Origin of the sequence: Rheinheimera sp. MM224 (assembly GCF_947090785.1) — a bacterium.
Lineage (GTDB): Bacteria > Pseudomonadota > Gammaproteobacteria > Enterobacterales > Alteromonadaceae > Pararheinheimera.
In genome coordinates this window covers 4,069,611-4,091,887 of sequence record NZ_OX352320.1, presented here as the reverse complement: position 1 = coordinate 4,091,887, position 22,277 = coordinate 4,069,611, and the positions used below count along the sequence as shown (strand labels likewise).

At 45.9% G+C, this 22,277-nt stretch carries 24 protein-coding genes; 20 read left to right on the top strand and 4 right to left on the bottom strand.

The window, feature by feature from the left end; all coding sequences use genetic code 11:
• Window position 1: 1 nt before the first annotated feature.
• The 3 genes from OM978_RS19085 to OM978_RS19075 all read left to right on the top strand — a co-directional run bounded on the left by OM978_RS19085 (window position 2) and on the right by OM978_RS19075 (window position 2,519).
• Entirely contained in the window at window positions 2-1,351 is a 1,350-nt protein-coding gene (locus OM978_RS19085) for a sigma 54-interacting transcriptional regulator (RefSeq protein WP_264343933.1), read from the top strand.
• A 66-nt stretch (window positions 1,352-1,417) separates the two neighbouring features.
• A complete protein-coding gene (locus OM978_RS19080) occupies window positions 1,418-1,744 on the top strand; it encodes a DUF2288 domain-containing protein (RefSeq protein ID WP_264343931.1) in 327 nt (108 codons plus the stop codon).
• Between the two features lie 19 nt (window positions 1,745-1,763).
• Entirely contained in the window at window positions 1,764-2,519 is a 756-nt protein-coding gene (locus tag OM978_RS19075; RefSeq protein ID WP_264343930.1) for an arylamine N-acetyltransferase family protein, read from the top strand.
• Window positions 2,520-2,603: 84 nt separating this feature from the next.
• On the opposite strand, the gene ggt is transcribed toward OM978_RS19075, so the two are convergent.
• Together ggt and OM978_RS19065 are read right to left on the bottom strand one after the other, a co-directional pair.
• Entirely contained in the window at window positions 2,604-4,316 is a 1,713-nt protein-coding gene (gene ggt / locus OM978_RS19070; RefSeq protein ID WP_264343929.1) for a gamma-glutamyltransferase, read from the bottom strand.
• A gap of 84 nt (window positions 4,317-4,400) precedes the next feature.
• Window positions 4,401-4,793 (bottom strand): acyl-CoA thioesterase, encoded by a 393-nt coding sequence (locus tag OM978_RS19065; protein ID WP_264343927.1) that lies wholly within the window; start codon window positions 4,791-4,793, stop codon window positions 4,401-4,403.
• An 18-nt stretch (window positions 4,794-4,811) separates the two neighbouring features.
• Between OM978_RS19065 and OM978_RS19060 the strand changes: the two genes are divergently transcribed.
• The gene (locus OM978_RS19060; protein WP_264343925.1) at window positions 4,812-5,513 is read left to right on the top strand and encodes a 2OG-Fe(II) oxygenase; all 702 of its coding nucleotides are present in this window, start codon (window positions 4,812-4,814) and stop codon (window positions 5,511-5,513) included.
• A 213-nt stretch (window positions 5,514-5,726) separates the two neighbouring features.
• On the opposite strand, the gene OM978_RS19055 is transcribed toward OM978_RS19060, so the two are convergent.
• Window positions 5,727-6,203 (bottom strand): GNAT family N-acetyltransferase, encoded by a 477-nt coding sequence (locus tag OM978_RS19055; RefSeq protein ID WP_233009257.1) that lies wholly within the window; start codon window positions 6,201-6,203, stop codon window positions 5,727-5,729.
• 167 nt (window positions 6,204-6,370) lie between these two features.
• Here OM978_RS19055 and OM978_RS19050 point away from each other — a divergent pair, with 167 nt between their 5' ends.
• Window positions 6,371-8,179 carry an EAL domain-containing protein gene (locus OM978_RS19050; protein ID WP_264343923.1) on the top strand — a complete coding sequence of 603 codons (1,809 nt, stop codon included), beginning with the start codon at window positions 6,371-6,373 and terminating at the stop codon, window positions 8,177-8,179.
• On the opposite strand, the gene OM978_RS19045 is transcribed toward OM978_RS19050, so the two are convergent.
• The gene (locus OM978_RS19045) at window positions 8,151-9,071 is read right to left on the bottom strand and encodes a 1-aminocyclopropane-1-carboxylate deaminase/D-cysteine desulfhydrase (protein WP_264343922.1); all 921 of its coding nucleotides are present in this window, start codon (window positions 9,069-9,071) and stop codon (window positions 8,151-8,153) included. The genes OM978_RS19050 and OM978_RS19045 overlap by 29 nt on opposite strands.
• A 102-nt stretch (window positions 9,072-9,173) precedes the next feature.
• On the opposite strand from OM978_RS19045, the gene OM978_RS19040 reads away from it, so the two are divergent.
• The 15 genes from OM978_RS19040 (at window position 9,174) to OM978_RS18970 (ending at window position 22,236) form a co-directional block, all read left to right on the top strand.
• Window positions 9,174-10,136: a hypothetical protein gene (locus OM978_RS19040; RefSeq protein ID WP_264343921.1), complete on the top strand. Its 963-nt coding sequence runs from the start codon at window positions 9,174-9,176 to the stop codon at window positions 10,134-10,136.
• On the top strand, window positions 10,120-10,734 hold the full coding sequence (locus OM978_RS19035; protein ID WP_264343920.1) for a PilN domain-containing protein: 615 nt from the start codon (window positions 10,120-10,122) through the stop codon (window positions 10,732-10,734). The genes OM978_RS19040 and OM978_RS19035 overlap by 17 nt, the downstream gene beginning before the upstream one ends.
• The gene (locus tag OM978_RS19030; protein ID WP_264343918.1) at window positions 10,731-11,381 is read left to right on the top strand and encodes a hypothetical protein; all 651 of its coding nucleotides are present in this window, start codon (window positions 10,731-10,733) and stop codon (window positions 11,379-11,381) included. The genes OM978_RS19035 and OM978_RS19030 overlap by 4 nt, the downstream gene beginning before the upstream one ends.
• Window positions 11,359-11,688, top strand: a complete 330-nt coding sequence (locus OM978_RS19025; RefSeq protein ID WP_264343916.1) for a hypothetical protein — start codon at window positions 11,359-11,361, stop codon at window positions 11,686-11,688. The genes OM978_RS19030 and OM978_RS19025 overlap by 23 nt, the downstream gene beginning before the upstream one ends.
• Window positions 11,685-13,379 carry a pilus (MSHA type) biogenesis protein MshL gene (mshL, locus tag OM978_RS19020; protein ID WP_264343914.1) on the top strand — a complete coding sequence of 565 codons (1,695 nt, stop codon included), beginning with the start codon at window positions 11,685-11,687 and terminating at the stop codon, window positions 13,377-13,379. Before OM978_RS19025 ends, mshL begins: the two co-directional genes overlap by 4 nt.
• Before the next feature lie 2 nt (window positions 13,380-13,381).
• A complete protein-coding gene (locus OM978_RS19015; protein WP_264343913.1) occupies window positions 13,382-14,293 on the top strand; it encodes an ExeA family protein in 912 nt (303 codons plus the stop codon).
• Window positions 14,290-15,525 carry a tetratricopeptide repeat protein gene (locus OM978_RS19010; protein ID WP_264343912.1) on the top strand — a complete coding sequence of 412 codons (1,236 nt, stop codon included), beginning with the start codon at window positions 14,290-14,292 and terminating at the stop codon, window positions 15,523-15,525. The genes OM978_RS19015 and OM978_RS19010 overlap by 4 nt, the downstream gene beginning before the upstream one ends.
• Before the next feature lie 4 nt (window positions 15,526-15,529).
• Window positions 15,530-17,275 (top strand): GspE/PulE family protein, encoded by a 1,746-nt coding sequence (locus OM978_RS19005; RefSeq protein ID WP_264343911.1) that lies wholly within the window; start codon window positions 15,530-15,532, stop codon window positions 17,273-17,275.
• A complete protein-coding gene (locus OM978_RS19000) occupies window positions 17,275-18,492 on the top strand; it encodes a type II secretion system F family protein (protein ID WP_264343910.1) in 1,218 nt (405 codons plus the stop codon). The genes OM978_RS19005 and OM978_RS19000 overlap by 1 nt, the downstream gene beginning before the upstream one ends.
• 102 nt (window positions 18,493-18,594) lie before the next feature.
• A complete protein-coding gene (locus OM978_RS18995; RefSeq protein ID WP_264343909.1) occupies window positions 18,595-19,236 on the top strand; it encodes a prepilin-type N-terminal cleavage/methylation domain-containing protein in 642 nt (213 codons plus the stop codon).
• Between the two features lie 31 nt (window positions 19,237-19,267).
• On the top strand, window positions 19,268-19,867 hold the full coding sequence (locus OM978_RS21485; RefSeq protein ID WP_319633885.1) for a prepilin-type N-terminal cleavage/methylation domain-containing protein: 600 nt from the start codon (window positions 19,268-19,270) through the stop codon (window positions 19,865-19,867).
• A 21-nt stretch (window positions 19,868-19,888) separates the two neighbouring features.
• Complete coding sequence (locus OM978_RS18985) at window positions 19,889-20,428, top strand: Tfp pilus assembly protein FimT/FimU (RefSeq protein ID WP_264343907.1); 540 nt, start codon at window positions 19,889-19,891, stop codon at window positions 20,426-20,428.
• Complete coding sequence (locus tag OM978_RS18980) at window positions 20,422-20,976, top strand: prepilin-type N-terminal cleavage/methylation domain-containing protein (protein ID WP_264343906.1); 555 nt, start codon at window positions 20,422-20,424, stop codon at window positions 20,974-20,976. The genes OM978_RS18985 and OM978_RS18980 overlap by 7 nt, the downstream gene beginning before the upstream one ends.
• Window positions 20,976-21,776 carry a type II secretion system protein J gene (locus tag OM978_RS18975; protein ID WP_264343905.1) on the top strand — a complete coding sequence of 267 codons (801 nt, stop codon included), beginning with the start codon at window positions 20,976-20,978 and terminating at the stop codon, window positions 21,774-21,776. Before OM978_RS18980 ends, OM978_RS18975 begins: the two co-directional genes overlap by 1 nt.
• Window positions 21,777-21,783: 7 nt before the next feature.
• Entirely contained in the window at window positions 21,784-22,236 is a 453-nt protein-coding gene (locus OM978_RS18970) for a PilX N-terminal domain-containing pilus assembly protein (protein ID WP_264343903.1), read from the top strand.
• Window positions 22,237-22,277 lie beyond the last annotated feature (41 nt).

Below are 22,277 nucleotides of genomic sequence, written 5' to 3'. Positions count from 1 at the left end.
CATGAGCAATGGCGCCCGGTTATTGCTGGTGGATGATGATCCCAGCTTATTACGTTTACTGACGTTACGTTTGGAAGGCGAAGGTTATCAGGTGATCAGTGCAGATTGCGCTGAAACTGCTTTAGTGCTGCTGGGTAAAAATAAAGTTGATGTAGTGCTGAGTGATTTGCGTATGCCGGGTTTAGACGGCATGGCTTTGTTTGATGAAATCGCTAAGCGCCATGCTGGTTTGCCTGTGGTGTTGATGACAGCTCATGGCTCTATTCCTGAAGCTGTAGCTGCCACTCAGCGTGGTGTCTTTGGTTTTTTAACTAAGCCTCTGAACAATAACGACTTACGCGATATTTTAGCTCAGGCAGTACACCAGTCTCATGTGCCAAGTAAAGATGAATGGCGCACTGATATTATTACCCGCAGCAAAGTGATGGAGCAGGTGCTGGATCAGGCGTACAGAGTAGCGCAGCGGGATGTCAGCGTATTAATCACTGGTGCCAGCGGTACAGGTAAAGAAATGCTGGCTAAAGCTATTCATAAAGCCAGTCCACGGGCTAAAGGCCATTTTGTCGCTATTAACTGCGGCGCTTTACCTGAACATTTACTGGAATCAGAGCTTTTTGGTCACACTAAAGGGGCTTTTACCGGCGCAGTGACTGAACACTTAGGTTTATTCCGCGAAGCCGACGGCGGCACTCTGTTCCTCGACGAAATTGGTGATATGCCGATGCCATTGCAGGTGAAGTTATTGCGGGCTTTGCAGGAGCGGCAAATCCGCCCTGTGGGTAGTACTAAAACTATTGCCATAGATGTGCGGGTATTGTCGGCAACGCACCGTGATTTAAAACAGGCGATGCAAGAACAGAGCTTCCGCGAAGATTTGTATTACCGCTTAAATGTGGTGAATTTGCAGTTGCCGACCTTAAGAGAACGGGCTGAAGACATTCCATTGTTAGCTCGTCATGTACTGCAACAAAATGCAGAGCGTCATGGCGTACAGGTCAACCGCTTTTCCGAAGATGCGATGCAGGCGCTGGTGACAGCCCAATGGCCTGGTAATGTGCGCCAATTGGTTAACGTGGTTGAGCAATGTGTGGCTTTAACTCAAAGCCCCGTGCTGAGCGTGGCTTTAGTCGAGCAGGCTTTATCACAAAATCGTAGTTTCTGGCCGACCTTAAGCGAAGCCCGTGATCAGTTTGAACGGCAGTATTTGATCCGGGTGTTAAAAATGGCCGAAGGCAGCGTCACCCGGGCTGCAGAACTTGCCGGGCGTAACAGAACAGACTTTCATAAACTACTGAAAAAACATGAACTCAGCGCAGCTCAGGTATCCGAGCAAAGCGACGAATTGGAATAACTGAAAATGGGGTCAGAGCACATTGTTAACAGCGAACAATGTGATCTGACCCCGAGAGATCAATTGATGCACGAAAATTTTGAAGTAGAACCCGATGTACTGAAAGCCAAAATCATCAGCGAAACAGCCCGTATCAACTGGCTGGAGCTGCAAAAATTTTATGCAGCAGGTTCTGTGGTTCAGGTCTCCGCTGAACTGGATTTAGTGGATGTGGCTTTTGCTTTTAGTCAGGATGATAAAACTGCAGTGCAGAACTGGTTACAGGCAGGTTTAGTCGACAGAGTGGACGATACGCAAGCTGTGCTTTGGGTTGAGCAAAAAGCAGAACTATGGGCCGTGGTGATTTCCCCCTGGATTTTAGTGCAGGACAAAGCCGGTTCATCCACTCATTAATTACGCAGGTCAAAGCTTTATGTACGCAGAAAATTTCCAGTTAGAGTCTTACCTGAAACGTATTGGTTATACAGGGTCTTTAGAACAGAGTGCTGAAACCTTAACAAAGCTGATGCGAGCTCAGCTCTTTAGCGTTGCCTTTGAAAACCTGGATGTACAGGCAGGTAAAATTGTCTCTTTAGTACCAGAGCAGATAGTCGAAAAAATAGTAGGTCAGGGCCGTGGTGGTTATTGTTATGAGGTCAACGGCCTCTTTGCGATGGCCTTACAGGCTTTAGGTTTTAGCTACAAATTTGTTGCCTGTCGCCCTATGTTTTATCCGGTGCGCCGGCCTAAAACTCATATGGTGTTGCTGGTTGAAGCTGATGGTGACCAGTGGATCTGTGATTTAGGTTTTGGCAGCTACGGTATTCGTGCCCCTATCGCTTTGTCTTCGTTAGAACAAGTGCAGCAGCAGGACTTTGATCAGTTCCGTTTAACCACAGAGCAAAGTGGTGCTTATGTGGTACAGGCGTTGGTGGATGGCCAGTGGTTAAGTCAGTTTGGTTTTGAGCCTTATGCCAGCGAGTGGGTCGACTTTATGCCCGCCAACTACCTGAACTCCACCCATCCGGATACGATTTTTGTGCAGAAGTTATTGGTGATTAAACACCACGAACAAGGCCGCGATATCCTGCTAGGCGATCAGCTAAAACAAATACGAGCTGAAGGTACAGAAGTGCAACAGTTAAGCCCTGAACAGCGGGAAGACATACTAAAGCTGTTGTTGAAGTAAAATTGGAGTTGCAACGAGGCAGCAACGTAGGGGCGGGTCTTGTACCCGCCCGTCTTATGATACCGCTGACCCCAATTTAAAAAGCTAATACCCAGCAGCCTGACCGTCTTTACGGGATTCTGAAGCGCCATAATAAACGCCGGTTTTCGGGTCTTTCATAATGGCCTGGTAACCACCGTATTCACCCAAAGCGTAACGCACATCATGGCCTTTTTTCATCAGCTCACGAGCTGTTTCATAAGGCACACCTTTTTCCAACTGAACATAACCGCCATTGGTTAAATAAGCAGTCTGCGAGTCGGTAGGCTCAGTGCTGCCCAAATGTTGCCAGCGCGCTGCGTCACCTGCTTCCTGCAGGTTCATGCCGTAATCCACCATATTAACGACGATTTGCACATGACCCTGAGGTTGCATAGCGCCACCCATCACACCAAAGCTGGTCAGAGGTTTGCCATCTTTACTGATAAAGGCTGGAATAATAGTCTGGAAAGGACGTTTACCCGGCTCATAAGCATTGGCGTGTTTTTGGTCCATAGAAAACATCTGGCCTCTGTCCTGGAAACCAAAACCAGTGCCTGGAGCTACCACACCTGAACCCATACCACGATAGTTACTTTGGATCAGTGAAACCATAGTGCCGTCTTTGTCGGCTGTGGTCATATAAATGGTGTCGCCTTCATAGGCGGCCGGATTACCTGCATCAACACGCTGGGCAGCATTAGCGCCAATCAGCTTAGCTCGCTCTTTACCATAGGCTTCAGAAATCAGTCCTTTGATCGGTAACTTGTTAAAGTCGGTATCGGCATAAAACTTGGCTCTATCCTCAAAAGCCAGTTTTTTCGCTTCCACTAAAGTATGAATACTTTCGACACTGTTGTAGCCCATGGCTTTTAAGTCGAAGTTTTTCAGAATTTGCAGCATCTGTAGCGCCGCTATGCCCTGACCATTAGGCGGTAATTCCCAGACATCATAACCACGGTAATTCACGGATACAGGTTCTACCCAATCCGATTTGTGGCTGGCGAAATCTTCATAACGCAGATAACCGCCATTTGCTTTCATAAAACCATCGATACTTTTGGCGATGTCGCCTTTGTAAAAGGCATCGCGACCGCCCGTGGCTATGGCTTTATAAGTGGCAGCTAAGTCAGGGTTTTTAAACATCTCGCCTTTTGCCGGAGCTTTACCGTTAATGGTAAAAGTACCAACAAAATCACCCGGCTGGTCTTTTAAGCGTGGCACTGATCTGTCCCAGTAATAAGCGATCAGCTCGCTGACTGGAAAACCTTGTTCGGCATAAGTGATAGCAGGTTGCAGAATTTGTGTCATAGGCAATTTGCCAAACTTCTGATGCATCTCAAACCAGCCATCTACTGCGCCAGGTACGCTGATCGGGAGCATGCCATAAGGAGGCAAATCTTCACGGCCAAGCTTCTTCAGCTCTTTAGCCAGTTGTTTATGACTTAAACCTTTAGGTGAACGACCTGAGGCATTTAAGCCATAAATTTTATTGGTTTTGCCGTCCCAGATAATGGCGTACAAATCACCGCCTATGCCGTTGCCTGTGGGTTCCATTAAACCTAAAGCCGCATTGGCAGCAATAGCGGCATCTACCGCTGTGCCACCTTGTTTCATAATATCCAAAGCAATTTGAGTGGCTAATGGCTGGCTGGTAGCCGCCATTGCATGAGGAGCTATCACTTCGGAGCGGCTGGCAAAATCAGCGCCAGTAATACGGTCATACGCCATCAGTTGAGGAGATAACGCTATAAAGCTGCAGAGTAAGATTTTTTTCATTATGGTTGTGCCTCTGGAATACAGGAGCACTCAAACTAATCAGAGCTTACTGAAATTACCAGCGGCACGCGACCAAAGCCCGAATTAGCTGGCTAAGTGTTCGTTTAACGCTGCTTTTTGTTCTGCGCTCAACAGCATTTTCTGTTTAGCCGCAAAATCGTATTGCACCAGTACGGCTTTACCCAAAGCGCAGCACTGATCCTTTTGCCATGCCTCTTGATGCACTTCAAACGAACTGTTACCAACCATGCTGATCCCGGTACGTAATTCAACCGGTACGCCATAAAACAGCTCTGCTTTAAACTGCACACTGATACTGGCGAGTATTAATCGCCACTGTCTGGTATCGAGATCAGGTGTAAATAATTTGAAAATAGGATCTCTTGCCCCTTCAAACCACTGCGTCAGCACTGTATTGTTGATATGACCCAGAGCGTCTGTCTCGTTAAAGCGAGGCTGAATAATTTCTTTAAACATAACAATAACCTAAAAACTATGAATGATTTTATTGAAGTTTACGATGATGTATTACCGGCGGAGTTTTGTCAGCAACTGATCAAGCTATTTGAGCAGAGCCCTCATACGACAGCAGGGCGCACTGGCGGTGGTGTCGATACCAGTAAAAAATTAAGCACTGACTTGTATTTAAATCAGTACCAGGACTATCACCCTGCTCTGAGTGAGATTATTAAGTACACCACCAGTTATGTGGCGCAGTATTTTAAGAAGTACCATTTTGCGCTGATTGGCCCTGTCAGCATGACCGTAGCTCACCCATCAGAGCAGCGTATGGTGACAGTGACAGCTGAAAATTATCAGCAACTGGGAGCTCCTCAGGCTGACAACTTTATGCGTACTTTATACCGGCTCGGCCCTATTCAGATGCAAAAATACCAGCAAGGTAAAGGCAACTATGGCTACTGGCACTCAGAGGTATACCCACAGCTCCCCAACAATGAACCTTTGCATCGCACTTTGTTGTTTATGTTTTATTTAAATGATGTTGCTGAAGGTGGCCAGACAGAGTTTTATTACCAGAATAAAGCGATTCAGCCCAAAGCCGGACGTATGGTGATAGCTCCGGCTTACTTTACTCACACCCACAGAGGTTGTGTGCCAGTGTCAGACGATAAATATATTCTAACCAGCTGGGTATTGTTTAATCGTGCAGAACAGCTATACGGCACTAGTGCGTAATTGCCTGAACTCACGATAAATATATTCTGGCCATTCTTGGGGTATTGTTTAATAGTGCAGAACAGTTATACGGCACTAGTGCTTAACGGCCTGAACCCATGATAAATATATTCTGGCCATTCTTGGGGTATTGTTTAACCGTGCAGAACAGTTATACGGCACAAGCGCCTGAGTGCTAAGCCGCAGATATAGCTGATCAATGGAACAGATCAGTTATACGGTTTCCGCACCTAAAGGCGTTACCGGGCGAGCCATTTCCAGATGAGGAATATCATCCTCCAGATAAGGTTCGCTGCAAGCAATAAAACCAAAAGACTCGTAAAAACGTTGCAGGTAACACTGAGCTGAAATACGGATCTCCAGATCAGGCCAGCAGCTACTGGCGACATCCAGAGCTTTATCCATTAAACCTCGGCCCAAAGCCAGACGACGGGCAGTTTGTGACACACAAATGCGGCCTAAAGCCGGGCTGTTTTCATAACTGACACCAGGCGCTAATACCCGGGCATAAGCTAAAATCTTGTCGCCTTTTTTAAGTAATATATGCCGGGTTTGCGGGTGCAAATCTTTGTTATCCAGTTCCGGGTAAGGGCAGTTTTGTTCAACCACAAATACATCGACTCTTAACTGCAGCATGGCATATACAGTGTATGAATCCAGCTGGCTAAAGCCTGCAACTTGCCATTCCATTCGTCTGTCCTGTTATTTTTTCTAATGATTCTGGCTTTACTATACCAAAGTCACTGTCATTTTGTCTGGCCGTAACAAGAGGGGGAAAGCACAACAAAAAACTCGGCATAGCGCTGAAACTTAGCTCACACTTAATGTATTCGTTGTTTGAGGCAAAAGGAGTTGTAATGTGGTTAAGCCAGATAGTGCAAAAGAAACGTCATTGGCAGCAGTTACTTAGCGTACTGGTGTTACTGCTGGTCAATGTCAGCTTTTATAGTATTGGTGAATTACAACTGCAGCAGCGTCAGCAGCAGTGGCAGCAATGGTTGGTTTTACAGCCGTTACAGCAACAGTCCTGGCTGGTCAGTGAGCAGGGCCAGTTAAAGCTGCTGTCTAGCCCGCCACCAATAGCAACTGATTTTGTCGCTTTGGATGGCTCTAATCCGGTGTTACATCTCTCACCTGAATTGGTGCATAGCTGGAGTGCTCTGGATTATCTGTTATTGAATCTGCCTTTTGTGCTTTGGCTGGCGTGGCTAGTTTGGATCCGGCCCTATCAGCACCAATTCAGGCAGGAGTTACAGCAGCTCGAACATCAAACTCAATTGCTACTCACTCATCTGGAGTTGCCATTCCATCAGGAAACCAATCCTACCACTCAGTTACAGCGGGTTTTGTTAAAGCTGCAAAACTGGCAAAAACGCGATAGTGAAATTCGTCAATTGGTGCGGGTACAGGGCCTGGTGGATCACGAGCTGGCGATAGGCAACAGAGTGTTTTTTGAAAGCCGCTTAAATCATTATTTAACAGAAAGCACTGAAGTGGCCAGTGGTGCGGTATTTTTAGTGCAGTTGTCGCATCCAGAACCTAATTTGTCCAACCTGATTAAACTCAAGCGTCTGCGGGGTTGTGTAGAACTGATTGTCGAGTTGGTGGCTAACTGGCCTGATGCTGTGATGGCCCGATTGGCTGAAAACGATCTGGCGATACTTATCCCTGGCTTCACCGGTAAAGAGGCTGAACAACTGGGCGACCGAATGGCGCAGGTATTGAGTCAGGCTAACTTTTTTGACGAGTGTCAGGATTTTGATTTGGTACATATAGGTTTTGTGTTGTATCAGCAGGGACAAAGTTCTTATCAGCTGATGGCTGAAGCCGATATGGCATTAAAAACCGCTCAGTTGCAGGGACCTAATGCGGCTTATGGTTTTAATGATCCGCAAAAACCTAAAATTAAAGGCTCTGTCTGGTGGCGGACTGAGCTGCATAATGCCTTGAAGGAACAGCGGTTTTTACTGAGTTTTCAGCCTGTATTTTCCTGGCAGGACAATGATGTATTACAACATGAGGTCTTGGTTCGGTTGGCCAGCAGCGATGGTGATAAGCTGGCTGCTGCGTTATTTTTGCCTATGGCGGCTAACTGTGGTTTGGTGGGGGCCATTGATCAATATGTACTACTTAAAGTCGCCAAACTGAGTGAAACCGAAGCGCTGGAACATTGTCGTTGTAGTGTGAATTTAAATACCCAGTCATTACTTGACGATAGCTGGTGGCATTGGTTGCAGCAGCAGGTAGACAGTAAAGCTGTAGTGGCAACTGATTTTGCGCTTGAATTTCATGAACACCATTTAATTAAACACTACAAAAGCCTGAAACCCAGATTGCTGCAACTGCATCAGTGGGGATTTGAATTGATCGTCGATCATGTCGGGTTGAGTCTGGATGCGACGCCTTATACTGATGAACTGCCTATCCGTATGTTAAAAATTCATCCGGCTGTAGTGCGGGGTATTGATCATCAACTGGAGCAGCAGCTGTTTATCCGTGGCTTATTGGCTTCTTGTGTTGGCAAAGACATTAAAGTGATAGCCACAGGTGTAGAGCAAGATCCTGAATGGCAATGCCTGAAAAAATTAGGTGTGACAGGGGCTCAGGGTTATTACTTCAGTCAGCCGTTGGCTCGTCTTATTGCTCAGAATCAGTTATCGGATTAATCAGACCACGATAGGCCAGTCCTTTCAGAGCCTGTAGACCGCCTGTGTGAAAAAAGCTCAGGCGGCTGCCTTTTGGAATGACACCGCTTTTAATCAGCTCAAATACAGAGTACAAAGCTTTACCTGTATAGATAGGTTCAAGCCACACTTCCTGATCAGCAAAAGACTGACAAAACCGCCACAGCTCTTGATCGAAGCGTCCATAACGTGGCTGATGTAGTGCCTGTATTAACTGCCATTCTGGCCAGCTACGGTCTAGAGGTAAAAATTGTTTTATCTTCTCCGGTAAACTCAAATCTTTCACCACTGCAATGCCTAACACTGCTGTGCTTTCAGCGCCATGAATAAGGCCTGCTATGGTGCCGCCGCTGCCCACAGCGCAAATCAGCAAAGAAGCTGGGCCATTGGGTGTATTACACATATCCAGTTCACTGACACCACGCACAGCGGCTTCACAGGTACCCCCTTCAGGAATATGTAGGTAAGCTGGAAATTGTGCACTGAGCTGCTGTATTGTTTCTGGCAGATGGCGGCTTTGGTAATCAGCTCTGCTGACCCGAATTAATTGCATGCCATAAGACTGACATAAAGCCAGGGTAGGATTATTTAAGTCAGCGTCTTCCCCCCGTACTATGCCTATGCTTTTGAGGTTATTTTCGGCAGCCGCCGCGGCGGTTGCGACCAGATGATTGGAAAAGGCCCCACCAAAAGTTAACAAGCCCTGATATTTTTGTTGCAGTGCCAGCTCCAACTGGTATTTTAGTTTCAATAATTTGTTTCCGGATATGTCCGGGTTGTCACTTGGAGCGTAACGCAGCCAAAGTTCCGTCTGATGGCCAGTCAAAACAGGGTGTTGCAGCTTTTTCCACTGCAAATAAGAGGTTAGTTTCATTGTTTGCCGTCTATTTGGAACAAATTTTTTATCATTTTTATCGTTCTGTGCTAATTTAGCAGCATAAGAATGAAGAAAGAACAGTAGGTAGTATTTGCCCTTATGTTAACAAAGCTATTGGCGCAATTAAAATTAACTAAAAAAAACGGTCATATGTTTGCCGGCATTCATCTGTCTGCCAATAGTTTAAAGGTTGTTGTAGTGACTCAGCAATCTGCGACAGAGCAGCGGGTTGAGCAAATGTTTGTAGAGCAGTTTGGTTCTGCTGCGCAATTGTCTGCTGCTTTTAAAACCGTAGCAGCAAAGTTACCTCCTGATTGTCAGTGTACTTTAGTGATCCCGCCAGAACGTTATATGGTGTTGCTGATTGATAAACCAGCAGTACCTGACGATGAAATCTCATTAGCATTACCCTGGACTATCAAAGATTTAGTGACCTTGCCTGATGATGACATGGTGCTGGATTATCTGGATCTGCCTTTGCAAAACCAATTACAGGGTGTAAAAGTGAATGTGGTCGTCAGTTCCAAAAGCTGGTTGGCCGACATTGTGGCTTTATTTGTACAGAATAAGCTGCAGTTGGTGGGAATTCAGCCGGAAGAATGGTTAGCACGAAACTTATTACCCGCTAAAAATCAGGCGTTAATGTTGGTCTCCCATCAGAGTGGCCAGGATTTAGCTGTGCAGATATTGCAGCAAGGCAATTTATGCTTCTCCCGTCGTCTGCGTGGTTTTAATCGACTGGATCAATACAGTCTGGATGAAATGCAGCAAGGTGTGTTTGATAATTTATTGCTGGAATTACAGCGTTCCATTGATTATTTCGAAGGCCAGCTGAAACAAGCTCCAGTCAAAGAAATTGCACTGCTGTTATCAAATTCGAATCAGACTGGTGTAGTGCAATTGTTTATTCAAAATGGATTTTCTCAGGTATTTGCTATCTCAGCCAAAGATGCAGGCGTGCAAATGTCAGCAGAGCAATTTAGCCTGTATTGGTTAGCCTTGGCTGGTGCTATAGAGCCATTGTGCGCGCAGCGGGAGGTGAACCTTGAAGCTTCGGGTTAACCTTTATGTACAGGCGTTGCAGCCTGTTAAAGAGAAAATCAGTTTAAAGTTACTGGTCAGCAGTACCCTTGGGCTTTGTGTTGTCTTGCTGGTTGCTGGTCTGGTTATGAACATGCAAACGCAAGCGAAACAAGCTGAATTAGCGGTATTGCAGCAGCAGGTAAAAGCCCAGGAACAACAATTAACCCAATTGCAGGCCACTTTAGGTAGTCGTCAGCCATCACCTGCTTTGGTAAAGCAGCGTACGGATCTGAACCAGATCATCGCGCAAAAACAAAAACTACTGCAATTTGTGCAGGGTGAACAATTAAAAACCTCAGTAAAGTATTCCCCTGTATTTAAATATCTCGCCAGCATTGACCCTCAGGGTTTTTGGTTGAGTGGTTTTAGCTTAAATGCCAGCTCCAGCCAGTTTAGTGGTTATGTTACAGAGCCAGAGTTATTACCGAGATGGTTGAACCAGCTAAGCGGCACAGCGTTTTTTAAAGGTCATACCTTTTCTCAGTTTGAAATCAAACAAGTGGAAAATACTGAAGCTTTAGCCTTCAAAGTGACCTCTTCTGCAGCTGGCGCTACTACGTCGGAGGCGCAACCATGAGTGCATGGCAGCAGATGTCAGAGCGCTTCAGCGCTTTAAAAGAACGGGAAAAGTACACAGCTTTTATAGGCGCTCTGTTGTTGTCTTTGTGGCTTTTTATGTTGCAGCTTTTAGTGCCGGCTTTTGAAGAGTTGCGTAAAGTAGATCAACAAATCACCAGTGCTACTATGACGATGCAGCAGCAAAGCAATACGCTAACCGCCTTACAGCAACAAGCCGGGGTTGATATTGACGCCAATTACAAAGTTGAATTGGAGAGCTTGCAGCATAAGGAGCAAGAGCTACAGCAACAGATTTCTAAACTGACCAGCTACTTTATTGGTTCAGAGCGCATGGCGTCTGTACTACAAGACGTGCTAAAAAGTAGCAATAATGTAAAAATGAAATCAGTGATCGCCAATCCGCCTGTGCCTTTAACTTTTTCTGAACAAGGCACTGATAATAAAGCCGTTATTTATCAACACTCTACAGTGGTGGTGTTAACGGGTAATTATTTTGCATTAGCGGCTGTACTGGAACGTCTTGATACCTTGTCCTGGTCACTGGGCTGGCAAAGTATCGACTATAAAGTAACTGAATACCCTGATGCAGAGCTGACTTTGCATTTACTGACTGTGAGTGACAATGAAAGTTATATTAAGTTGTAGCCTGTGTTTGGTTCTGAGCGCTGCTGTGCTTGCTGCTTCAGATCCAACAAAACCTGATATGGCAATGGCTGTACCTGTAAATGTGGCTGCAGATCCCGAAGCAGTGGACCTGAGTGCTAAATTTAAGCTGGGTCTGATCAAAAATGTGCAGGGACAACATATGGCGTTAATCAATGGTCAGTCAGTGAAACAAGGTGATGACATTGATGGCTATACAGTGCTGAGCATTAACCGCTCACAAGTGGTGCTGCAGCAAGCGAATGAACGTTTAACCTTAAGTCTGTTTAAAGCGATGAAAACTCAATGAATTATTTTAAGAAAAACTATTTTACATTAGCTTTCATCAGCCTGAGTTTAGCTGCTTGCCAGGGCTTGCAGGACACTAAAGTGCCACAGCAGGCGCAAGCCGCTTTGGCTGAATCGCAAAAACAACCTAAACCAGCAGCTCCTGTCGTACCTGACAGTGTGACTCAGGATTTGTTAGCACTGGCCACGCCTATGCAACAAGGCCAGTCGATGCAACCTCGTTTTAATGTGGCTGCTGCGAATGTAGATGTTGCTGATTTCTTTACTTCTTTAGTGGCAGATACAGATTACAGTGTGGCTATTCATCCAGCCGTATCGGGTCAGATCACGCTTGATTTAAAACAAGTGACCTTAAACGAAGCATTTTCCGTTGTTGAACAGTTGTATGGTTACCATATCCAGCAAGTAGGTTCTATTTACAAAGTGATGCCCGGTGGTTTACGCACTGAAACTATTCCAGTGAACTATTTGTTGATGCAACGTTCAGGCAGTTCTTCTATTTCTGTAACAGCTGGTGGTATTTCTTCGTCCCAGAATGGCAACAGTAACGGCAATTCCAACAACCAAAATGGTAACCAGAATAACAACAACCAGAACAGCAATAATCAAAACGGTAACAGCCAGAATGGTCAGAACGGCCAGGGTGGGCAAGGCAATGGCAGCTCGGTGCAAAGCTCCAGCGAAACCGATTTCTGGAAAGATTTAAAAGAAGCTATTACAGGTGTGATGGGCTCGGGCCCGGACAGAGCTGTAGTGGTAAGTCCGCAGGCAGGTTTAGTCACTGTTCGGGGGTTGCCTGCGGAAATCGAAGCAGTGCGAGCCTATTTAGGTCAGACCGAAGAAAGTTTGCAGCGCCAGGTGATACTGGAAGTCAAAATCATTGAAGTGACCTTAAATGATGATTACCAGCAAGGTATTAACTGGAGTCAAATTGCAGGCACTATAGGTTCTACCGATATCAACTTCAGCAATAACAGCTTTACTTTGGGCAATAATATTACTGCTCAGATTGGCGGTTTAGGCAGTATAGGCTTTGAAGGGGATGACTTTAGTGGCGTCATTAACCTGCTGGAAACTCAGGGTAATGCGCAAGTATTATCCAGCCCTCGTGTTACTGCTATCAATAATCAAAAAGCTGTGATTAAAGTGGGCTCCGATGAATATTATGTCACTGGTGTCAGCAGTAGTTCTAACCTGACCGACACGACAGGCACTGGCACAGGTATCACCAGAGATGTACCCATTCCTGAACTGGAACCCTTTTTCTCTGGTATTGCTTTGGATGTGACTCCACAGATTAACGTAGATGGTGACGTGATTTTACACGTGCATCCTTCTGTATCTGAGACCACAGAGCTGAGCAAGTCGATCAATTTAGGTGGCACCAGCGCTTTTACCTTGCCTTCGGCTCAGACCAATATTCGTGAATCCGATACTATTATCAAAGCCCGTAACGGTGAAATTGTGGTGATAGGTGGCTTAATGCAGTCCACAATCAGTGACAGCGAATCTAAAGTACCGGTGCTTGGTTCTGTGCCTTTATTTGGTAAGTTGTTTACTAATATCAGTAAAGTAGAGCGGAAAAAAGAACTGATTATTCTGATTAAGCCTACGGTATCGTCCGGCGGTGCTATGCAACAACAGCTGAAGCAGTCTGCCGATTTGATTGATCAATGGTATCCGAAGAACTGATTATGTTGTATTTACGCCACTTTGGTTTACAGCAAACCCCTTTCAGTTTGACTCCAAACACGGCGTTTTATGTCGATTTACCTCAGCATCATGAAGCCTTAGAGGTGCTGAACACAGCTCTGAATGTAGGCGAAGGTTTTATCAAAGTCACTGGCGAAGTGGGCACAGGTAAAACCATGCTGTGCCGTAAGCTGATGAATGACGCGCCAGAGGATTGGGTTATTGCTTATATCCCTGATCCTTACTTATCTCCGCTGGAATTGCGCTGGGCCTTTGCTACTGAGTTGGGGTTAAAGCACGCAGATACTGTAGATAATCAACAGTTGGTGCAGTTGTTACAGCATCGTTTGGTTGCGTTGGCCGCTGAAGGCAAAAGAGTCGTACTGATTATCGATGAAGCTCAGGCCTTGCCAGACGACACCTTAGAAGCTTTACGCTTACTGACGAATCTGGAAACTGAGCAACGTAAACTGTTGCAGGTGGTGCTATTTGGCCAGCCTGAGCTGGATAAACGCTTAGCCAGTTACAAGTTTCGCCAGTTGCGCCAGCGTGTTAGTTTTTCCTATTTATTACGTGGCATGTCTTTTTATGAAGTGCAGGCCTATATCAGCACCCGCATTGATATTGCTGGTGTTCGACAACCATTATTTTCACCTGGTGCATTAAAGGCAATCTGGAAATACAGCAGAGGGATCCCACGTTTAGTGAATGTGTTAAGTCATAAAGGCCTGATGTTGGCCTTTGGCGAAAATAAGCTGCAGGTGGATACCAAACATTTACGTTATGCCGCAAAAGATACTGAAGACGTACAAATTCAGATGTCAGCTCTAAACCCCATTTTGCTTGGTGCGCTGATTTCAGTGCTGTTGGTTGCCGCCGCCGCTGCCTGGCATTTCCGGGGGCTGTGGTTATGAGCGTGATCAATAAGATGTTGCGTGATTTAGACAAGCAGCAACAGCAACAACAGCACAGAGGTTTTGCCAGCTTTAAACCACAACGTAAGTCACATCTGTTGTTGTGGGGAGCTGTGCCTCTGGCTTTATTAGCGGGCTGGTGTGGTCAGGCCTGGTATATGGAGCGGTTCTCCATTAAAACCGAACAAGCCACTACAGCAGCTGAAGTACAAAAAGGTCAGGTGCATCCGCTCGCTGCTGTCGCAGAGCTGGTGCCGCAGGCTCAAAATCTGGCTGCCGTCACTAATGTCCCGGCAGAACCCGTCAGCCTGCAGGATGTGGTGGCTACCCGTGTATCACCAGAAGCTGCAGCTCAGCTGGCTAAGAAGCCAGTAGCAGAACCAGTCATAGTAGCAGAACCTGAATTACAGCCTTTTGTAAACCAGCCTGTAGCTGAAGAGCGTGTCGTTGAGGTTGTTGTGGCTGAACCTGAACCTGTTGCTGCTAGCAATGAAACTTCGTTGGCCGATACAACAGCGACAGACGAAGTGCAGGTGAACGAATTTGACCAAAGCGGAGACTTTGCCGCCGAGTCTGAAACTGCTATTGAACCTGACTGGAACGATACACCGCAAGTTGCAGATAAACCCCGTTCTCTGGCTATTGAAAAAGTACAACTCAGTCCGGAACAACAAAAAGACTTACTAAAGAACAAAGCGCAAAAGGCTGAATCTATCGGCAAGTTAACTCAGGCTGTAAGTTACTGGCAACAGGTTCGTCAGCTTGAACCCTCCCGCAGTGAGGCTTATTTAGAGTTGGCGCGTCTGGCTCAAATTCAGCGGAATGACGCAGGTGCTGTGCAAATTCTGGAACAGGCAAGTGCCGCCGGTGTGCAGGATCCAAAGTTATCTATGGCGCTGGCCGCTTTAGCGCTGAAACAGCAAGACTGGAGCAAAGCGCTGAGCTACTTACAATACGAGCCGGACATCTTTAACTACACTGACTTTTATGCGTTAAAAGCTGCAGCGCTGCAAAAAACCAGTCAGCATGCACAAGCTGTACAAGTGTTTCAGCAATTGGCTCGTCAGCAGCCTGAACAGGCGCGTTGGTGGCTCGGTATGGCATTAAGTTACGATGCGATGTCTCAAACAGAGCAGGCATTGCGTGCTTATCGTCAGGTGGCAGTAAACGGCTTTGGCTTATCAGCAGAGAGCCTGGACTATGTAAAAAAACGCATAGCAGCGTTAGAGTGATTTTATGTTAAAACCCAGACTAAAAATGCGACTTGGCGACCTGTTGGTGCATGAAAACATCATCAGTGAGCAGCAATTGCAGCAAGCCTTAGCGCAGCAGCAGAAAACTGGCCGCAAGCTGGGTAGTAGCCTGATTGATATGCAGTTTTTGACTGAAGACCAGTTACTGCAGTTTTTATCGCAACAGCTCAAAGTGGATTTGCTGGATATTAGTCAGCAGCAAATTGACCCTAAAGCTGTCGCCTTATTACCAGAAGTTCATGCCCGTCGTTTCCGCGCTTTAGTGTTGGAAGACAGAGGGAACTCCGTCTTGTTGGGCATGAGCGATCCAGCCGATTTGTCTGTGCTGGACCAGATAGCGCCTATGCTGGCACCCAAAGATATCTCTATTGCGATAGTACGGGAAAGCCAACTGATTAGCGCTTTTGACCGTTTATATCGTCGTACTAAACAGATTGAAAGTTTTGCCACTCAGCTCAAAGAAGAATACGCCGAAACCGATATTCTGGACTTTGGCGCCTTAAGCGACCCAACAGATAACGACAACACTATCGTCAAGCTGCTGCAATCTATTTTTGAGGATGCGGTGCAAGTGCGGGCTTCGGATATTCATATCGAACCGGACGAAAAACTGCTGCGTATTCGCCAGCGGGTCGACGGTGTATTGCAGGAAAACGTGTTAAAAGAAGTCAGTATAGTGCCGGCGTTGGTACTGCGTTTAAAGCTGATGGCGCAGCTGGATATTTCAGAAAAACGTTTGCCGCAGGATGGCCGTTTTCAAATCAAAATTAAAGGTCGCACTATAGATGTGCGGATGTCGACTATGCCTGTGCAATATGGCGAGTCGGTGGTAATGCGTTTATTAGACCAATCAGCAGGTTTGCTGACGATGGAACAAACCGGTATGCCGGATGCGCTGCTGAAACGTTTGCGCCGTATCTTAAAAACACCTCACGGTATGATTTTGGTCACTGGCCCTACAGGTTCGGGTAAAACCACCAGTTTGTACGGCATGCTCAGCGAGCTGAATAAAGAAGGCAATAAAATTATTACGGTGGAAGATCCGGTGGAATACCGCTTACCCCGGATTAATCAGGTACAGGTAAACCACAAAATAGGCCTGACCTTCAGTAACGTATTAAGAACCAGCTTACGTCAGGATCCCGACATCATCATGGTCGGTGAGATGCGTGATCAGGAAACCGCAGAAATTGGCTTACGTGGCGCTTTAACAGGTCACCTGGTGTTGTCGACTTTGCACACCAACGATGCAATCAGCAGTACCTTACGTTTAATTGATATGGGCGCCGCTGAATATTTAGTGGCTAGTGCCTTGCGGGCCATTCTGGCACAGCGACTGGTGCGACGTTTATGCCCGCATTGTAAGAAACCCTATACGCCGGACTCTTCTGAAATCAGTTGGTTACAGCACAAGCACATAACACCAAGCCAGCAGTTCTGGCGTGGTGAAGGTTGTCAGAACTGTAACCATACAGGTTATTCGGGTCGTATTGGCGTGTTTGAATTACTGGTGATGAACCGTGAACTGGCTGACGCCTTGCGCCGCAGTGACGCCGAAGGTTTTGCTATTGCTGCCCGTAACAACGAGGGCTTTAGGCCTTTGGGTGATATGGCGCTGGATTATGCGATGCAAGGGCTGACCAGCATAGAAGAAGTGATTAAAGTATCGGAATATCTTGAATTAGAAGAGCCAGTCAGTATTACTACTGCAGAGCTGGATCTTATCTAATGGCAATCTTCAGCTACACAGCCAGAGACCGGCAAGGTCAAGCGATCAGCGGTAGTATCGAAGCAGGTAGTGAAACCGCTGCAGCAGATATGCTGCTGCAACGTAGCCAAATTCCAATAAAAATTCAGCTGCAGGAAGAAAAACAATCCGGCGCAGCTATTGTCTGGCCATGGCAACGGGTCAGTATGACCGAGCTAATTATTTTTTCTCGCCAGATGTATTCGCTGATGAAAGCCGGTATTCCTATTATCCGCGCTATTGTCGGTTTAGCGGAAAGCACCAGTTCCTCTGCTTTAAATACGGTGTTGTTGGATTTAGCTGAACAGTTGGAAAAAGGCCGCACTTTATCTGCGGCTATGGCACAGCACCCGAAGATATTCAGCCGTTTGGTGGTGTCTATTGTCCATGTCGGTGAAAACACCGGTCGTTTAGATGAATCCTTTTTGCAACTTTCCAGCTACTTTGAACAGGAAATGGAAACCAAAAAGCAAATTAAACAAGCCACCCGTTATCCAACTTTTGTACTTTTTGCTATTGCAGTGGCTATGGTACTGATGAATGTGCTGGTAATACCGCAATTCGCAGCCATGTTTGCTAAATTTAATACAGAGCTGCCCTGGGCGACCCGGGTCTTGCTGGCTAGTTCCAATTTATTTATTAACCACTGGAAACTGATGCTGGCGGCGCTGATCGGCAGTATCTGGGCTTTGAGGATGTATTTACAGACAGAAAAAGGCCGCTATCAATGGAGTTACTGGAAGCTTAAAACCCCTTTAATGGGTTCTATTATTGTCCGGGCGACACTGGGACGTTTTTGCCGTAGCTTTTCTATGATGCTAAGGGCTGGTGTGCCTTTAACTTCAGCCTTAACCCTGGTGGCTGAAGCCGTAGATAATGATTATATGGCGGAAAAAATCCGCGAGATGCGAAAAAATATAGAACGCGGTGAGAGCTTACTGCGGGTGGCAGTACAAAGTGAATTATTTACGCCTTTAGTGCTCCAAATGTTAGCTGTGGGCGAAGAAACAGGCCAGGTTGACGATATGTTGACGGAAGTTGCCTCCTTTTATGAAAGAGAAGTGGCATACGACTTAAAAGCACTGACGGCAAAGATAGAGCCCATTCTGATTTGTGTGGTATCAGGTATGGTATTGATTTTGGCCTTAGGTATCTTTACCCCTATGTGGGACATGCTAAACGCCTACAAGGGTGGTTAGTAAATAATCGGTAAAAATGAAAAAAACGGAAGACAAGTTTGTAATAGTAAGTAAAATGGGCGTAAACAGCGATAGACTAACAATTAAGGGTGTGGAGTTAACATGATGAAGCGACAAAGTGGTTTCACTATTATCGAAATTATCATAGTAGTGATAATTTTGGGTTTATTAGCAGCAACAGCATTGCCGCGGTTTCTAGCTATTACTGATGATGCAGAAGACGCATCTATTGACGGTATCGCAGGTGGTTTTGCGTCCGCAGTAGGTTTAGCGCGCGGCCAGTGGGAAATTGACGGCCGTCCTTTAGGTAACTTTGATACTGGTGGTGGCACATTATCTGCTGATGGTACTTTTATCACTGTGGATGGTGTAACTGTTGGTGTGAATGCTGCGTCTGGTACTGGTATCATCGCTGGTTTTCCAACAGGTGACAGCAGAGCGGATACAACGATAACAGATGCATCTATTACTCATGCTGAATGTTTGAATGTATTAGAAAACATTATGCAAAATGCCCCAAGAGCTGTAGCTCAGACTGTGGCTGGTGATATTGAGGTTGATGATTTAACTGGCTTCAGCTTGTTGGTTCAGGAAGGCACTGGTGGCACCAATAACCAGTGTTTTTATTATCAGACCAATGGCCTGACAGAAATTCCGGCTGCAGGTGTTACAGCTGACCTGAATGGTTTCACTTACGATCCAGCTACTGGCTCTGTAAATGTGTTCAAACTTAAACCAAATTAACAAATTAAATTTTTAAACAGAGGTAAGAAGTATGAAAGCTCTCAATAAAACTCAACAAGGTTTCACCTTAGTTGAACTGATTATCGTGATCGTGATTTTAGGTATTTTGGCAGTAACAGCAGCTCCGCGTTTTTTGAATTTTACCGGTGACGCCCGTGAAGCTGTATTGCAAAGTGTTGAAGGCGCAATTAAAACCGGAAACTCACTAGTTTTTGGTAAAAGTGCTATTGCTGGCCAAACAGCTGCCGACTTATCTTGCTACAACCGTGCTACCCAAGCTGTAGTTGCTGCTGCTGCTGCAGAAATTACTGCAAACGGAACCGAAGATTTAGTTCCGGTTACTAATTGTGTAGCTGCGGTTGGTACAGTGGATTTAGCTTTTGGTTACCTTGATGCTGATGCAGCCTCTTTTACAGCCGCTCTGGATTTAGCAGACTTCGCAGTTATTGATGCTACTGCGCAAACACCAGCCCTGACTATTCCTCTTGTTGCTGGAACTGTCCGTATAGCTGGTTCAGTAGCAGAGCTAAACCCTGCGACTTTGGCTGATGCTTGTTTTGTAACGTACACTGAGGCTGCTGATGCAGCTACTGAACCAACTATTACAGTTGAAGATGATGGTTGTAACTAAGTAAGCCTATGGGGTTCAGTGATGTTGCGCAAAACCAATCGTGGCCTGACATTAATTGAACTCCTCATTGTTATCACTTTATTAGGTATTTTATCTGCCACAGCCTTGCCACGTTTTGTTGGCAAAGGTGGTGCGGAAGAAAAAACGACGCAGGATCAGATGATCTCTATCCTGCGTCGTATGCAAACTCAAGCAATGCAGCAGACTTCTGCTGGATTTTGCCATCAGCTTATTCTCACTCAATTTCAGTTAGGTTTTCCTAATGTTTCGCCATGCGATGCCATTGAAACTAATACTCAACTGACCGCTGCAGCTAACCAAAATTCTGGTTTGCAGTTTATGCGTCCAGCAGGCAGCTCCCTTGGGTTAAGTTTGTTTAATACTGCGGCGTCTACAGGTGGTACAAATCAAACACTACCTTTTCTGTTTAAGTTCAACTCGCTGGGCCAACCTACCACTAATACAAATACGTTAATAACTGCTGGTTTGCGTATCGAAATTACTGACGTAATAACCTACAAAATTTGTATTGAATCTGAAGGCTATATCCATCCATGTTAGCCTCACCTTTTTCCTCAGCCCCTAAGCCTCAATCTGGTTTTACCTTAATTGAGATAATTGTTGGCATTGTGGTGTTGGCAATAGCTCTGGTGGTTATTACTGGTGTTTTAGGCCCTCTTTACAAAAAAAGTGCAGACCCCTGGCATCAGGTGCGTGCTGCGGAGCTTGGGCATAGTTTATTAAATGAAATTATGGCTCGCTCTTTTGATCAGAATTCAGACCGGGCTGGTGGCGAATTCCGTTGTGGTGACAACGGTTATCCGGTTTGTACTGCTTGTAACGCCTTGGGTGCTGAAAGTGAGACCCGCGCTGGTTATAACGATGTGGATGATTTTAACGGTTTGCAGTTAAACGGCAGTGATATTGTCGGTAGTACAGGCAATTTGGCTCTGAACAATTTATATACTGGTTATCAGGCCAATGTGATCGTCAGTTGTGCCGGTGCAGATTTAGGACAAGTTGCGGAGCAAGCTAAAAGAGTGACTGTTACCATCACTACGCCTTCAGGTGAAGCTTTGGCTTTTTCTGCTTACCGGAGCAACTGGTAATGAGTAAAAGCCGCACATCTGGTTTTACTTTGGTTGAGCTGATACTGGTTATTGTAGTGCTTGGTATAGTGGGGATAGCGACCACAAGTTACCTTGGGCTGGGTGCTCAAATGTACGCTGATGCTGCAGGGCGGGATCAGCTACTCAGTCAAAGTCGCTTTGCTATAGAACGTTTGACGCGAGAGCTGAGGAATGTAGTTCCAAATAGTGTAAGGACATGGAATAACGGACAATGCATCGAGTTTGCTCCTCTGCTGCAGGCAGGGCGATATGAAGGCAGTCTGGTAAGTCCAACCACTTTATTTAGTACAGCAAGCTGGGATGCTTTAGTGGCTAACACCTCAGCTCTTATGACTGTGTATCCCGTAAATGCTGGTACAGATGTTTATCAGCAACAACGGGTCGCAAATACGCTTTCTTTGGTGGTGAATACGAATCCACGCTTACTGAATGTGACTTTTACTTTTCCTGGTAATGTTGTTCCAAACTCTCCGAGCCAACGCATGTATTTTATGACGCCACCAGTCGCCTATTGTGTGGTCGGGACTACTTTACTGCGCTATCAGCGTGCAAGTATAGAATCTGTAGCTGGCGCTAATTTACCCACTGGTGTGTTGATGGCCGAGAATATTGACTTAAATTTTTATACGGATCCTAACCCGGATATTCCTGTTTTTAGCTTTGAAAATAGTGTGGTGTTAACCCGTAATGCAGTTGTGCATATTCGTCTGGCATTCAGATCGAACTTCAACGATACCTTGGTGTTTAATCAGGAGATCCATATTCCCAATGTCCCCTGATTTTTCTATGCCTAAACGAACGAAACAGCAAGGCAGCGCTCTGATCATTGCTATTTTTATTATTGTTGTGATGACTTTATTAGTCGCCGCTTTATCTAAATTATTGACCAGCAGTACTGAAAGTATCAGTTACGAAGTGTTAGGCACGAGAGCTTTTTTTGCAGCTCAGTCTGGCATGGAACAAGGCCTGGTTCAGCTTTTCCCTTTGACCACAAACGCTAACCCTGTCGGTACATCAACTTATTGTGCTCCTGTGGGGACTGTGGGAACTGCTCCTGCTGCGGTTGTATCCTTCACTGCCAACGGGCTTCAGAGCTGCAGTTTTACCTTAAATTGCAACTCAGGACGTGCCACTGCGGCTGCCACAGAAACTATTTATTACCAACTAACCAGCACAGGTACTTGTGGTAGCGGACAATTTCAAACTTCCCGCACCATTCAGATGGAGGTTTGGCGTTAGTGGGTGCTATAACTAACAAAGCTGTGAACCGTTGTAATACT

Excerpts from the sequence above, each read along its gene's own strand:
- mshL (WP_264343914.1), top strand. The coding sequence starts at position 11,685 with ATGAATTATTTTAAGAAAAACTATTTTACATTAGCTTTCATCAGCCTG.
- OM978_RS18985 (WP_264343907.1), top strand. The coding sequence starts at position 19,889 with ATGTTGCGCAAAACCAATCGTGGCCTGACATTAATTGAACTCCTCATT.
- OM978_RS19030 (WP_264343918.1), top strand. The coding sequence starts at position 10,731 with ATGAGTGCATGGCAGCAGATGTCAGAGCGCTTCAGCGCTTTAAAAGAA.
- OM978_RS19080 (WP_264343931.1), top strand. The coding sequence starts at position 1,418 with ATGCACGAAAATTTTGAAGTAGAACCCGATGTACTGAAAGCCAAAATC.
- OM978_RS19060 (WP_264343925.1), top strand. The coding sequence starts at position 4,812 with ATGAATGATTTTATTGAAGTTTACGATGATGTATTACCGGCGGAGTTT.
- OM978_RS19010 (WP_264343912.1), top strand. The coding sequence starts at position 14,290 with ATGAGCGTGATCAATAAGATGTTGCGTGATTTAGACAAGCAGCAACAG.
- OM978_RS19050 (WP_264343923.1), top strand. The coding sequence starts at position 6,371 with ATGTGGTTAAGCCAGATAGTGCAAAAGAAACGTCATTGGCAGCAGTTA.
- OM978_RS19005 (WP_264343911.1), top strand. The coding sequence starts at position 15,530 with ATGTTAAAACCCAGACTAAAAATGCGACTTGGCGACCTGTTGGTGCAT.
- OM978_RS19075 (WP_264343930.1), top strand. The coding sequence starts at position 1,764 with ATGTACGCAGAAAATTTCCAGTTAGAGTCTTACCTGAAACGTATTGGT.
- OM978_RS19045 (WP_264343922.1), bottom strand. The coding sequence starts at position 9,071 with ATGAAACTAACCTCTTATTTGCAGTGGAAAAAGCTGCAACACCCTGTT.
- OM978_RS19085 (WP_264343933.1), top strand. The coding sequence starts at position 2 with ATGAGCAATGGCGCCCGGTTATTGCTGGTGGATGATGATCCCAGCTTA.
- OM978_RS19065 (WP_264343927.1), bottom strand. The coding sequence starts at position 4,793 with ATGTTTAAAGAAATTATTCAGCCTCGCTTTAACGAGACAGACGCTCTG.
- OM978_RS19000 (WP_264343910.1), top strand. The coding sequence starts at position 17,275 with ATGGCAATCTTCAGCTACACAGCCAGAGACCGGCAAGGTCAAGCGATC.
- OM978_RS18975 (WP_264343905.1), top strand. The coding sequence starts at position 20,976 with ATGAGTAAAAGCCGCACATCTGGTTTTACTTTGGTTGAGCTGATACTG.
- OM978_RS19055 (WP_233009257.1), bottom strand. The coding sequence starts at position 6,203 with ATGGAATGGCAAGTTGCAGGCTTTAGCCAGCTGGATTCATACACTGTA.
- OM978_RS21485 (WP_319633885.1), top strand. The coding sequence starts at position 19,268 with ATGAAAGCTCTCAATAAAACTCAACAAGGTTTCACCTTAGTTGAACTG.
- OM978_RS18970 (WP_264343903.1), top strand. The coding sequence starts at position 21,784 with ATGCCTAAACGAACGAAACAGCAAGGCAGCGCTCTGATCATTGCTATT.
- OM978_RS19025 (WP_264343916.1), top strand. The coding sequence starts at position 11,359 with ATGAAAGTTATATTAAGTTGTAGCCTGTGTTTGGTTCTGAGCGCTGCT.
- OM978_RS18995 (WP_264343909.1), top strand. The coding sequence starts at position 18,595 with ATGATGAAGCGACAAAGTGGTTTCACTATTATCGAAATTATCATAGTA.
- OM978_RS19040 (WP_264343921.1), top strand. The coding sequence starts at position 9,174 with ATGTTAACAAAGCTATTGGCGCAATTAAAATTAACTAAAAAAAACGGT.
- OM978_RS18980 (WP_264343906.1), top strand. The coding sequence starts at position 20,422 with ATGTTAGCCTCACCTTTTTCCTCAGCCCCTAAGCCTCAATCTGGTTTT.
- OM978_RS19015 (WP_264343913.1), top strand. The coding sequence starts at position 13,382 with ATGTTGTATTTACGCCACTTTGGTTTACAGCAAACCCCTTTCAGTTTG.
- ggt (WP_264343929.1), bottom strand. The coding sequence starts at position 4,316 with ATGAAAAAAATCTTACTCTGCAGCTTTATAGCGTTATCTCCTCAACTG.